Genomic DNA, 12,511 nt, shown 5'->3' on the forward strand with positions numbered 1-12,511 from the left:
TAACGAACTTGAAAGAAGTGTTTTTAATGCAACGAATTACGAACTGCATCGTTATAAAAGATGATCATATATTGTTATTACAAAAACCAAGTCGCGGTTGGTATGCAATTCCTGGTGGTAAGATGGAGCAAGGCGAAACGATCCAGGAGTCCGTTGTACGTGAATATTGGGAAGAGACAGCGTTAACACTTGCGAATCCTAGATTAGCTGGAGTATTTACGTTTTCTATTTTCCAACATGATGAATTAGAGAATGAATGGATGATGTTTACATTCATTAGTGATACCTATCATGGCCAATTAACAGAACACTGCGATGAGGGAGAGTTGGAATGGGTCCCAATTTCTCGTATTCATTCACTTCCAATGGCGGAAGGGGATCATAAAATATTTGAGCATATTTTACATTCTGAGTCGACCGTTTTTGGTACTTTTTCATATACAAATGAAATGGAATTAATTGAATATCGAATGAACTAAACATGTAGAATAAAATGGAAGGGGAGAGATCGACATGGCAGAGAAAGAACAAGAAACGAAGTTAGTCATTATTACAGGTATGTCGGGCGCAGGGAAAACGGTGGCGATTCAGAGCTTTGAAGACCTTGGTTATTACTGTGTAGATAATTTACCCCCAACGTTATTACCTAAGTTTTTAGAACTTATGCGTGACTCTACAAATAATATTCATAAAGTAGCATTAGTTATGGATTTACGTGGACGTGAGTTTTTTGATTCACTATTTGAAGCTTTAGATATTTTAGGTGATGAAGATTGGTTAGAAGAGCATATATTATTCCTAGATGCAAAGGATGAACAGCTTGTCAGTCGTTATAAAGAAACAAGACGTTCACATCCATTAGCTGTAGACGATTTACCTTTAAACGGTATTAAGCAGGAACGAAAAATTTTAGATGATTTAAGAGGTAGAGCGCAACGCATTATTGATACAACAAATTTAAAACCGAAAGAGTTAAGAGACAAAATAATAAATGCCTATACGGATGAAGAAAAAGAAGAAATTTTTTCTGTGCATTTTGTTTCCTTCGGATTTAAATATGGACTCCCTATAGATGCGGATTTAGTGTTTGATGTTCGATTTTTACCAAACCCTCATTATGTAGCAAATCTGCAACCTTTAACTGGCTTGAATCCAGACGTATCCTCCTATGTTTTTAAATGGTCGGATACTCAAAAGTTCCAAGAAAAGGTACTAGATTTAATGCAATTCATGCTTCCTCAATACAAAAAAGAAGGAAAATCACAGCTAGTAGTAGCTATTGGATGTACTGGGGGACAGCATCGTTCGGTTGCATTGGCAGAGTATTTTTCTAAGCAATTAGCTAGTAATTATATTGCACACGTAAGTCATCGTGATATCGAGAAAAGAAAGGGCCATTAACATGACGAATAAGAGAGAGCCGCGTATTGTTGTTATCGGTGGGGGGACTGGTATGCCAGTTTTGCTACGCGGCTTAAAAAGTTTACCTATTCAGCTCACTGCCCTTGTAACTGTTGCTGATGATGGTGGAAGTACCGGAAGAATTCGTAATGAAATGGCAATGCCTGCTCCGGGTGATATTCGAAATGTAATTGCCGCGCTTTCCGAAGTGGAACCAATGATTATCCAATTATTCCAACATCGCTTTTCAATTGGGAACGGACTCTCAGGACATTCCATGGGAAATCTATTATTGGCAGCAATGACCTCTATTACAGGTGATTTCTATACAGGGATAAAGGAAATTTCTCGCGTTTTAAATGTTAAAGGAGAAATAATTCCTATTTCTAATGAAAATATGACACTGCATGCGGAAATGCATGATGGTTCCATAGTGGCAGGGGAGTCGAATATTCCACTTGCCAGAAAAAGTATCAAGCGTGTTTTTATTAACCCAGAGGATGTTCAACCTTTACCAAATGCCATTGAAGCAATTGAACATGCTGATCTGGTTGTCATTTCTCCTGGAAGCTTATTTACTAGCATCATGCCAAATCTAATTATTCCACAGATTGATGACGCTATACGAAGAGCAAGATCGAAAGTGGTTTATGTATGTAATGTCATGACTCAGGCAGGAGAGACAACAGGATTCACTGCCGCAGATCATGTACAAGCAATTTTTAATCATATTGGGGATGATAGCATTGGTTCCATTGTTGTTCACAATGAGCCAATTGACCGTTCCATCCGTGACTTATATGCAGAAGAAAATGCTGAACCTGTCGAATATGATACAGAAAGACTATTAAACATGGGATTGAAAATTATTGAAGGAGACATTATTGACCATAGGAAAGCAATGCTACGTCATGACACACGAAAAATTGCTAAACTATTGTACTCCCTTATTCAGTAAATTAATTTGGTAAAGGAGAGGAGCTTATGTCCTTTGCTTCAGAAATAAAGAAGGAATTAACTGGGATTGAAGTGGAGAAATGCTGTTCACTTTCTGAACTTGCGGCTCTCATTCGGATGAATGGAACTATTTCGTTAGGATCTCAGCAAAAGTACATTCTGGATGTACAAACGGAAAACGCAGCGATTGCCCGTAGGATATATATTTTAGTTAAAGAAAACTATCCATATCCAGTTGAACTCCTCGTCCGAAAGAAGATGAAACTAAAGAAAAATAATGTCTACATTGTTCGGTTGAAAAATAGTGTAGATAAAATCTTATCTGATTTGGATATACTACAGGGAGCCTTTTCTTTTGTTCGTACAATTTCGCCTAAGTATTTGGAAAAAGATTGCTGTAAACGAGCTTATTTACGTGGAGCTTTCTTAGCAGGAGGTTCTATTAACAATCCAGAAACCTCTTCCTATCATCTGGAAATATTTAATTTTCATGAAGAACATAATGATGCTTTATGTGAACTATTAAATATGTTTATTCTACATGCTCGAAATTTGGAGCGGAAAAATGGATATATTGTTTATATGAAAGAAGCAGAGAAAATCACAGAGTTTTTAAGCATTATTGGTGCACATAACGCGCTGTTCAAATTTGAGGATGTACGTATCGTTCGAGATATGCGGAATTCAGTAAACAGACTCGTGAATTGTGAAACAGCAAATTTAAATAAAACAATTGGTGCTGCATTTCGACAAATTGAAAATATCCAATTTATTGATAGAACGGTTGGTTTAGATGCTTTGCCCGAAAAACTTCAGGAAATTGCTTTATTACGAGTGCAACATGAGGATGTTTCCTTGAAGGAATTAGGTGAACTTGTTTCTAGTGGGAAAATTTCAAAGTCGGGTGTAAATCATCGATTGAAGAAGATTGACGAATTCGCTGAAAAGATAAAAAAAGGGGAAGTTAATCTTTGGTAAAATATGTTCCATTGCAACATGATTCATGGTATAATATCGTTAATTTAAAATGCGATACTATTTAGAATATATGGCTAATTATGATAGTGACAATTAGCCAATCTTTTTTACATCTTATGTTAACGCTTACTATTAAAAGGGGATGAGTAATTTGGTTGAGAGGACTGTAAAAGTTGAGCTAAAGACAGGATTACAGGCGAGACCAGCTGCACAATTTGTTCAAGAGGCAAACCGTTATGCAGCAAATTTATTTTTGGAAAAGGAAGATCGAAAAGTAAATGCCAAAAGTATCATGGGTTTAATGAGCCTAGCAATAACATCTGGAGAAACAATTAAGTTGATTGCAGATGGTTCCGATGAAGATGAAGCAATCCATCACTTAGTGTCCTTTGTGGAGGGGAATTAACGCATACATTTGTTTGTGAATTAAATAACATAAGGATAATAAAAATGGGTGTCTCACTTTAGAGATCACCCATTTTTTGTATTATTTATCTTCTTTACGAGTAAGAATTCGGTCAATTAAACCATAATCCACAGCTTTATCCGCTGTCATGAAATTATCTCGTTCTGTATCAGCCTCGATTACTTCGATTGGTTGACCAGTACGTTCAGATAGTATTTCATTCATCTTCCTCTTCATTTCAATAATACGTTTTGCATGAATTTCAATATCTGTTGCTTGACCTTGTGTACCACCTAATGGTTGGTGAATCATTACTTCACTATTTGGCAGTGCAAAACGCTTACCTTTTTCACCAGCTGCTAATAGGAATGCACCCATTGATGCTGCCATTCCAGTACAAATTGTTGATACATCTGCTTTGATAAATTGCATGGTATCGTAAATAGCCATACCAGCTGTGATAGATCCACCTGGTGAATTAATGTATAAAGAAATATCCTTATCAGGATCCTCTGCTTCTAGGAATAGTAGTTGCGCAACAATTGAGTTAGCAACATTATCATCAATAGCACTACCTAGCATAATAATTCGGTCTTTTAATAGTCGTGAGTAGATATCATATGCGCGCTCTCCACGGTTTGTTTGTTCAATGACTGTTGGTATTAAATTCATTGTAAAATCCTCCTTATTCTATACGTTCATCCATTAAGATTGGATCTATTTTTATCATAACTAAAAGGTCAATGAAGGTCAAACAAAAACGTTTGACAAATTTCTTATGTACGGATTAGTTTCATTCAAATATACTTCCCATCATACCCTTAACATGTGAAAAATAAACGTGGGGAATAAGAAAATACTTGTTTATACATGTGGAAAACGTTATAATAGCGTATGTGTCCTTTTTCAAATATGCGCCCATAGCTCAGCTGGATAGAGCACTGGTTTCCGGTACCAGGTTAGCCGGGGGTTCGAATCCCTCTGGGCGCGTTTTATAAAATTGATTAAAGCAAGGGGAGAGATTTTTTCTTCCCTTGCTTTTTTTTATTTTGAACAATAGAAATGACATTCTCAGGTTCACTTTCTTTTTTCTGATACAGTGATTTTTGGATGCTTGTTGCAGCGACTTCTTGAATTGTAGGATGATATGTGAGTACGTATAAGTAGTTTGTATGGATATGGATCGCGATGCCCTAATGTTTCTTAAAAAGAGGGAGATGCCACCTCTATTTATATTTATTTGTGTTTTTATTCTTTTTTAATTTCTTGCAAGGTTATTGTGAACTTATCTTCAAATGTCTTTTGAGTGAATGAACCTTCAATCCCTTCAATGTTCACTTGATATTTACCGTTTATTTCTTTGATTTTGGAATGTCCATCTACTTCATAATAATAGTCCACTTTTTTTTCAAGGAACAATAAATAAGATTCTCCAACATTTACATATTCAAAAGCCTGATCTAATAGTATAGTATCTGAAATATCTATGGAGTTTCGGTTATCATATAAAAGTTTAGTTATTTTTAAAGTTGCTAATTTGGCATTTAGTTTTTCTTCACTTACTTTTTTATCTTCAACTGATTCGACAGTGATAAAGGCAACCAAGTCTGTTTTTTCGTTCATTAGTGTATTAAAATCATAAATTGGCCAATCAGCAGAAGCTTCTGGACTATATTGAGGTGTGTTAGGTGCACTTTCCTCTATGTTATCAATACTCAAAATTGCTAATAGTGTACCTACAGTAAAAAAAGCTATTAAGATCACAGAAATAATTGTTTTTTTCATTTTTATCCCTCCCCTTTTAGCTCATATTCTGAATGTCATTAATATCATGTAATTGTGGTTTGTATCTCGGCCATAACTCATAATTGACTGATCTCGCCAATTATTTTCGAGTCTTTTAAAAGTGTAAGATACTAGATGAACAGAATTACCACTTTAATAATTCATAGAAATAGACGTGCATACTGTATCGGTCCAATCGTTATCTACTTGACAACAGATGGCTATCGTCCTATACCCTTATGATATAATAGGTTGACGAAGGAGTTAAACATTATGAGTAAAAAAACATCAATTGAAATATATTTAAATTTTAGAAAACACGAACCTAATTGGGACTTTTCCTTGTTTGCTATATCGGAAAAATTAGGAATCACACCGACGGATACCAAAAAAGTTGGGGAGTGGAATACACCTAAAAGACGATCTACTTTTACAGAATGGATATATAGTACAGGGGCTATTGAAACAATTGATTTTGAAATGGGTTTAGAAAAAATCGTTGATACTTTCAAAGATAAAGTTGACACCATCAATGAAATAAAAAAGGAATTAGGAGTTGAGACCTCAATTTGTGCCGTTACTCATGTGATTGATGGTAACTCTCCTGGATATTCCTTTCCAGTTGAGGTAATGAAATTCGCAGTTAGTATAGACACATTCATCGAAATCGATGAATATGTTTATGGTTTTGTTGAAAATGATTTAGATGAATATTAAAAGTATCCGCCTAAAGATTACTTTGGTGGTTACCCCAAAGGTTAGAGTTTTATAATGCAATGCAGTTGATTGGCTGATTGAGTTCGGTATTCGACTGGACTCAATCCGGCCAGTTTTACTTTTGATCGTTCATTGTTATACCAGCAGATATATTCTTCTAATTGTCTTATTAATTCTTCATAACTTAATAGTTTTTCCCCATAAAACATTTATGCTATAAAATATCAAAGAAATTCTCTATCGAAGCGTTGTCTACACAAGGTTGCTTTAAAATTAAATTAACACCTATTTCACAAAAAAAGTTATTCCATAATTCGATGCTCTCCCAATAAATTTAAAACTTTCCTTTACAATCCCAAACACACTTCACTATTTTTTGGGAAATTTTGTGGTATAACCCAATACGGCAAATAGAATGGCAACAACCAACAAAATATAGTTGAGATATTCAGGTAATTGGAAGAATTGAAGGATTCCAATTATAACTAATGTAATTAACATAATTCTAAAATAAAACTTATAACTTAATTTCAAAGCATCAACCCACCTCTATTTAAAATATTCACTTCCCACTACTCCTTTCTAAATATACGTTCTGTAGCTTAGTAAGTTTCACTTCGTGCTGTATTAAAAGAAGTCGTTAGTAAATATCTTGTGTTTTTGTTTATTTTAGTTTAAAATCAATTACAGACATTAAAGGTCTTTAATATATCTGTGAGGAGAACTGTAATGAAGTATTCTAAAGCCACAAATTATGCGTTACACACAATGGTATATTTAACTTTAACACCAAAGGGCAAGTCTGTTGGAGTCGAACAATTAGCTAAAATCCAAGATTTATCACCAACATACCTGTCAAAGATTTTAACAAAACTAGTAAAAGCAGGACTTATTGAATCAACTCCTGGTGTTAATGGAGGATATAGTATTGTAAAACGTTCTCGTGAAATTTCATTTTTAGATGTCATACATGCTATTGAAGGGAAGACAACTTTATTTAGCTGTTCACTAGAGCATGATGATTTTAAGAATGGCGAATGTTTAATTGAAAATGTGATGATGGAAGCAGAAAGAAAGATGGCAGAAGAATTAGACCAAAAATACGTTATTGATATTGCCAGACAAATTGAGTCGACAAAGAATCATGAAATAAACTGTGAGCAGTCACATTAATTTTTTTATCTCAATTATAGATATTAAGAGTCTTTAATATATTTAATTTAAGGAGGCAGCTAAAATGTTGTTAGATTGTGTAATTATTGGAGGAGGTCCATCAGGACTTAATGCTGCACTTGTGCTTGGGAGAGCAAAAAAGAATATCATGCTGTTTGATGAAGATAAACCTAGAAATGCTGTTACTCATGAATCTCACGGTTTTATTACAAGAGACGGTATTAAACCTGCAGAGTTTAAACGTATTGCTAAGGAAGAGTTAATGAATTATCCAAATCTATCGGTTGAAAATCAACGAGTGACGGATATAAAAAAAGAAAATGGAACCTTTATCATTCAAACAGTCAACGGGGATTATTACCGTACTAGAAAGATTATTTTAGCTACAGGTCTTAAAGATGTATTGCCACGTATTGAAGGAATTCATGATTTTTATGGTTCGAGCCTATTCGTTTGTCCATTTTGTGATGGATGGGAATTAAAAGATCTCCGATTAGTTGTTATTTCAGAAGATGAGCGTGCGATGCATAGGGTGAAAATGATTTCTAATTGGAGTAAAGACCTTGTTGTTTGTACAAATGGGAAAAATATTTTCTCTAAGGAGCAGAAGGAATTATTAACCAAGAAAAATATCAAAGTCATGGAAGAGGAAATAGAAAGTTTACAAGGTGACAATGGCCACTTGGAAAAGGTTAAGTTTAAGAATGGGAAAGAAATCGAAAGAGAAGGAGGTTTTATCGCAGGTGAACTAAAGCAAGCATCATCGTTGGCTCAAACATTAGGATGTGCCATGAATGAGATGGGAGGAATTGAAACAGATGATTTTGGGCGTACGAATATGGAAGGAATCTATGCTAGTGGAGATAATACCTTCTCACCAGCTCAATTAATTATTGCTGCAAGTGAGGGTAGTAGAGCAGCTATAGGAGTTGTAAGTGATCTAATAAATGAGGACTTTTGAAGTAATTCACTACACTTAAATTAAAAGGAGAATGATTCATATGGGAAAAAGAAAGTACAATACTAAAGAAATGGAACATTTTATAAAAAAAGTTGAATTCCTCGATAATCCTGAAAGAAGAGGAGGTTTACCGCCAGAACAGCTGCTACGTATGCTCCCTATTAATAAAAATGATAACATCTTAGATTTAGGTGCAGGAACAGGTTATATTACGATTCCGGCTGCTAAAATAGTGGATGGGTTAGTATATGCATTAGATATTGATTCTAAAATGTTAGACATTGTAATTTCCAAGGCAAAAAAAGAAGATATAACAAATGTCAAAACGTTGAAAGGTAGTATTGATGATATTCCTTTGAATGATAATTCAATTGACCTTGTGTTAGCTTCCTTAGTTTTACATGAGGTCAAGGATTTAACTACTTCACTAAAGCAAATTATAAAAGTACTAAAAACCGATGGATATTTCGTATGCATTGAATTGGAAAAGAAAGATAACCATACTGAAAAACATCCTAGAGTTACTTCATCACTTATGGAACAAGAAATGAAGCATGCGGGGCTTCGTGTAACACAGAAACTGCATCCGGCTGATGGGATATACATGATCATTGCAAAGAAATAATAAACGATTATTGTGGTATAGTTGATAGGAGACTCTATTAGAGTTTCCTTTATTATATTGCCTTTAAGAAAACAGGGAATTTCGAGAAGAAGTATCCCAATAAGGATTGGGCAGTGGGTGACTTCTGTGGTGGAAAATGACATTTTCAAGAATTATTGTATTACTATTTTGAAAGGAAGGGATTTAATGAGTTACACAAACACTTTTATTACAACCTCAGAAGATTCACCGGTAACTTCAGCTTCTGTACCTCTCCCAAGAAATCACAAGCCAACGATAGCTTCGATTGAATATGACTTAATCCGTAATAATCCTTATAAATATAGTCAAGAAGATGTTCAATTTAATACTTATGTAATTAAATATCAAATAGATGCAAAAAATGTAGATGAATTACGAGAACAATTTTTCAACAAACCAAAAGCTTGTTTTAGGGCTTCTCCATTAGTTAAGAAATATGGGTGGGGAATTCATTATAATGCTGAAGGAAAAGTTGCCTTATATGATGTGAAAAGTGAACATTACAATTATCTTCTAAAAGCGGCTGATATCACTAATTTGAAAGGTATGCGTTCGAAAAGAAAATAGTGTAACAGATTATTAAATTGCTATTTGAGCTATCACTAATTAGTGGTGTTCTGCTGACTGTAGGTGTGGGATATATTTGGTGATTATTTGTTGATAGTAACTTAATTTCGTATAATAACTATAAATATAAGGTCAGTTTACTTATTTGGGGTGAAATAATGAAGCAAAAAATTGTCCATGAGCAAATCCTACAACAAAAAATGAATAAATCTCTCATTCAGGCAATTAATGTGCTTCAATTTTCTAGTTTGGAACTAATTGAATATATTAAACAATTATCGAAGGATAACCCATTAATAGAAGAAGTGAATTTTGATTATGAGTTTGCAAATTATAAAAAAAATTACTCAGATCAAGTCTCGTACGAAGAAATAAATGAACGTAAACTTTCCATGTATGATCAGCTAAAAGAACAATTATATACGCTGAAAATAGCTAAAGATATGAAGCCAATTGTTTACTTTGGAATTGATTCTTTAGCAGACACCGGTTATTTAGACATAAGCTTAGAGGAATGGGCAAAAAGATGTCATACTAGTATGGAGAAAGTGGAGCAGTCGCTACAGCTGATCCAGTCACTGGAACCTGCTGGTATTGGTGCTAGAACACTAAGCGAATGTATTCTCTTGCAATTAAGAAATAACGGTAACGATGAAGCCTACTTGCAAGATTTATTGGAAAACCATCTAGAGCTAATTGCGGAAGAAAATATCGCTGCTATTGCCGAACAATATGATATTAACGAAGAGAAGGCAGTACATCTTGTAAACATGATAAAAGGATGCCATCCAAAACCTGGCCAGTTAATGAATGAACCAGTAGCGGAGTTTGTTATTCCTGAAGCCTCCATTTCAAAAGAAGGAGGAGAATGGATAATTGCCTTCTATAAATGGAGTAAACCCACCATAACTATAGATAAGTCCTATAAAGAATTAAATCGCTTAGGACAAGAAGCAGAAAGCTATTTAAAGGAAAAAACCCTTCAAGTTGATTGGTTACATCATGTACTAAGCTATCGTTCCAATACCGTAGAGCGAGTGATAAAAATAATAGTAGAAAAGCAAACTCTGTTTTTTGAGCATGGGTATTACATGCTACAGCCGCTAACATTACAAAAGCTAGCCAATGAACTGCATGTGCATGTCTCAACTGTTAGCAGAGCGTTACGGAATAAATATGTTCAAACAAAATATGGTGTTATCCCATTAAAGTTTTTTCTCCAGTCAGGTATTAAACAACAGAATGGAAAACCGATTGCAGCATTTGTGGTTAAAAAGTTAATTCATGAATTAGTTGAGCATGAAAATAAGCAAAAACCATTATCGGATGAAGCCATTAAAACGAAATTACAAGATGAGTTTGGAATAAACATTGCTCGTCGTACCGTCATGAAGTATCGAGAACAATTAGGGATCCCCTCATCAATGAAGCGAAAACAACGGAGGTAACAACATGTTAACAATAATTTTTTATACAAAAGAGAATTGCTCATTGTGTGACGATGCGAAAGCAATACTACAATTGCTACAATCTGATTACACATTTGCGATAGAGGAACGTGATATCTATACGAAGGATGAATGGCTCGAGGAATATCAACTAGTAATTCCCTTTGTTCAAATAAATGATATTGGTATTGATTGTGAGCAGATGAGTATCAAGGCTTTAGAAAAAGCACTAAAAATGTATTTGTAAATGGGACAACAAAACAGAGCATTATAATTGTTTATTTCATTTGATATGTTATAATAAATTTGTAATAAAAAATAGTTGATTTTTATTACGTATTTTTTTATTACAAGTGGGACATAATAACACCGCATGGGACTGTAATGTGCCAACAGATGAAAAGGAGTTACTTTTCATGAGAAATTTAATCGACCTACAAAAAAAACTTTACCCCGATTTGTTAGAAATTATGCAACAACGTTATGCTGTTCTGCACAGTGTAGATCTTTTTCAACCCATTGGAAGAAGAGGACTTGCAGAGCATACGAATTTGACAGAACGTATTGTCCGAAGTGAGATTGAATTTTTACATAAACAAGGATTTATTCACATCACTTCAAAGGGAATGCATAGTACAAAAGAGGGTAAAATACTACTTGATCAATTAGCTGATTTTATGAGCGAAATTATGGGATTAAGTGTTTTAGAAAAGCAAATAAAGGATAAGTTACAAATAAGCAATGTTATTATTGTTCCCGGAAATAGTGATAAACATGAATGGGTAAAACAAGAGTTGGGTAAAGCTTGTGTTGGTTACCTCAAACAGATTGTAAAGTCTGAAATTACTATTGCAGTAACAGGTGGGACAACGATGGCTGCAGTTGCCGATGTAATGACACCTTTAGAAAAGGATAGCAATTATTTATTTGTACCTGCTCGTGGTGGGATTGGTGAAAAAGTAGAAAATCAAGCAAACACAATTGTATCGGAGATGGCCCGAAAGACAAACGGTGAATACCGACTATTATATGTTCCTGATCCACTTAGTGAATCAACATATCAAACAATTATTAATGAGCCTTCTGTTAATGAAACGTTGCAGCAAATAAAAAGTGCTGATGTGGTCATGCATGGAATTGGTGATGCAATTAAAATGGCTGAGCGAAGAAAAACAAGTGAAAGCTTATTACAAGAATTGAAGGAAAAGAACGCAGTTAGTGAGGCATTTGGTTATTATTTTAACGAGTACGGATCTGTTGTACATAAAGTACGGACAGTTGGTATTCATCTAGAAGACTTGGTAAATATTAACCATGTGATAACAATTGCCGGTGGTACATCGAAAGGACAAGCAATTGCATCCTATTTTAAGCAAGGGAAAACGGATGTGTTGATTACAGATGAAGCCGCTGCGAAACAGCTATTAAGGGAAACATCCCTTTAATATATATTAATAAATATTTAGGAGGAA

The 12,511-nt window shown here is 34.4% G+C and carries 15 protein-coding genes, 1 tRNA gene and 1 pseudogene; 14 read left to right on the plus strand and 3 right to left on the minus strand.

The genetic code is table 11. The annotated features are described in order from the left end of the window. Positions 1-26: 26 nt before the first annotated feature. From ACFSTA_RS15180 to ACFSTA_RS15200, 5 genes are all read left to right on the plus strand, one after another. Positions 27-479, plus strand: coding sequence for an NUDIX hydrolase (locus ACFSTA_RS15180; RefSeq protein ID WP_377557636.1), 453 nt, complete (start codon positions 27-29; stop codon positions 477-479). Between the two features lie 34 nt (positions 480-513). Continuing rightward, a complete protein-coding gene (gene rapZ, locus ACFSTA_RS15185; RefSeq protein WP_377557637.1) occupies positions 514-1,401 on the plus strand; it encodes an RNase adapter RapZ in 888 nt (295 codons plus the stop codon). A gap of 1 nt (position 1,402) precedes the next feature. Continuing rightward, positions 1,403-2,359, plus strand: coding sequence for a gluconeogenesis factor YvcK family protein (locus ACFSTA_RS15190; RefSeq protein ID WP_377557638.1), 957 nt, complete (start codon positions 1,403-1,405; stop codon positions 2,357-2,359). Positions 2,360-2,385: 26 nt separating this feature from the next. After that, positions 2,386-3,336 carry a DNA-binding protein WhiA gene (whiA, locus tag ACFSTA_RS15195; protein ID WP_377557639.1) on the plus strand — a complete coding sequence of 317 codons (951 nt, stop codon included), beginning with the start codon at positions 2,386-2,388 and terminating at the stop codon, positions 3,334-3,336. 151 nt (positions 3,337-3,487) lie between these two features. Further along, positions 3,488-3,742, plus strand: a complete 255-nt coding sequence (locus ACFSTA_RS15200; protein ID WP_377557640.1) for an HPr family phosphocarrier protein — start codon at positions 3,488-3,490, stop codon at positions 3,740-3,742. Between the two features lie 81 nt (positions 3,743-3,823). Here ACFSTA_RS15200 and clpP read toward each other — a convergent pair whose 3' ends face one another. Next, positions 3,824-4,414, minus strand: coding sequence for an ATP-dependent Clp endopeptidase proteolytic subunit ClpP (gene clpP / locus ACFSTA_RS15205; RefSeq protein ID WP_377557641.1), 591 nt, complete (start codon positions 4,412-4,414; stop codon positions 3,824-3,826). Between the two features lie 242 nt (positions 4,415-4,656). Here clpP and ACFSTA_RS15210 point away from each other — a divergent pair. Beyond that, positions 4,657-4,732: transfer RNA gene (locus tag ACFSTA_RS15210), tRNA-Arg, on the plus strand. A gap of 258 nt (positions 4,733-4,990) precedes the next feature. Here the strand turns inward: ACFSTA_RS15210 and ACFSTA_RS15215 are convergent. After that, on the minus strand, positions 4,991-5,527 hold the full coding sequence (locus ACFSTA_RS15215) for a hypothetical protein (RefSeq protein WP_377557642.1): 537 nt from the start codon (positions 5,525-5,527) through the stop codon (positions 4,991-4,993). A gap of 273 nt (positions 5,528-5,800) precedes the next feature. Between ACFSTA_RS15215 and ACFSTA_RS15220 the strand changes: the two genes are divergently transcribed. Continuing rightward, positions 5,801-6,244 carry a DUF4279 domain-containing protein gene (locus tag ACFSTA_RS15220; protein ID WP_377557644.1) on the plus strand — a complete coding sequence of 148 codons (444 nt, stop codon included), beginning with the start codon at positions 5,801-5,803 and terminating at the stop codon, positions 6,242-6,244. A 41-nt stretch (positions 6,245-6,285) separates the two neighbouring features. Here ACFSTA_RS15220 and ACFSTA_RS15225 read toward each other — a convergent pair. Next, positions 6,286-6,402 (minus strand): annotated as a pseudogene (locus ACFSTA_RS15225) (IS3 family transposase); the annotation flags it as partial. Between the two features lie 571 nt (positions 6,403-6,973). Between ACFSTA_RS15225 and ACFSTA_RS15230 the strand changes: the two are divergent. From ACFSTA_RS15230 to ACFSTA_RS15260, 7 genes are all read left to right on the plus strand, one after another. Beyond that, a complete protein-coding gene (locus tag ACFSTA_RS15230; RefSeq protein ID WP_377557645.1) occupies positions 6,974-7,417 on the plus strand; it encodes an Rrf2 family transcriptional regulator in 444 nt (147 codons plus the stop codon). Positions 7,418-7,481: 64 nt separating this feature from the next. After that, positions 7,482-8,378, plus strand: coding sequence for an NAD(P)/FAD-dependent oxidoreductase (locus ACFSTA_RS15235; protein WP_377557647.1), 897 nt, complete (start codon positions 7,482-7,484; stop codon positions 8,376-8,378). A gap of 40 nt (positions 8,379-8,418) precedes the next feature. Then, positions 8,419-9,003 (plus strand): class I SAM-dependent methyltransferase, encoded by a 585-nt coding sequence (locus tag ACFSTA_RS15240; protein ID WP_377557648.1) that lies wholly within the window; start codon positions 8,419-8,421, stop codon positions 9,001-9,003. Between the two features lie 186 nt (positions 9,004-9,189). Then, the gene (locus ACFSTA_RS15245) at positions 9,190-9,591 is read left to right on the plus strand and encodes a DUF6157 family protein (protein ID WP_377557649.1); all 402 of its coding nucleotides are present in this window, start codon (positions 9,190-9,192) and stop codon (positions 9,589-9,591) included. Between the two features lie 158 nt (positions 9,592-9,749). Beyond that, positions 9,750-11,039, plus strand: coding sequence for an RNA polymerase factor sigma-54 (gene rpoN, locus ACFSTA_RS15250; RefSeq protein ID WP_377557650.1), 1,290 nt, complete (start codon positions 9,750-9,752; stop codon positions 11,037-11,039). 4 nt (positions 11,040-11,043) lie between these two features. After that, the gene (locus tag ACFSTA_RS15255) at positions 11,044-11,286 is read left to right on the plus strand and encodes a glutaredoxin family protein (protein WP_377557651.1); all 243 of its coding nucleotides are present in this window, start codon (positions 11,044-11,046) and stop codon (positions 11,284-11,286) included. Positions 11,287-11,455: 169 nt separating this feature from the next. After that, positions 11,456-12,484 (plus strand): sugar-binding transcriptional regulator, encoded by a 1,029-nt coding sequence (locus ACFSTA_RS15260; protein WP_377557652.1) that lies wholly within the window; start codon positions 11,456-11,458, stop codon positions 12,482-12,484. Positions 12,485-12,511 lie beyond the last annotated feature (27 nt).

Origin of the sequence: Ornithinibacillus salinisoli, assembly GCF_042684965.1 — a bacterium.
GTDB classification, from domain to species: Bacteria; Bacillota; Bacilli; order Bacillales; family Amphibacillaceae; genus Ornithinibacillus; species Ornithinibacillus salinisoli.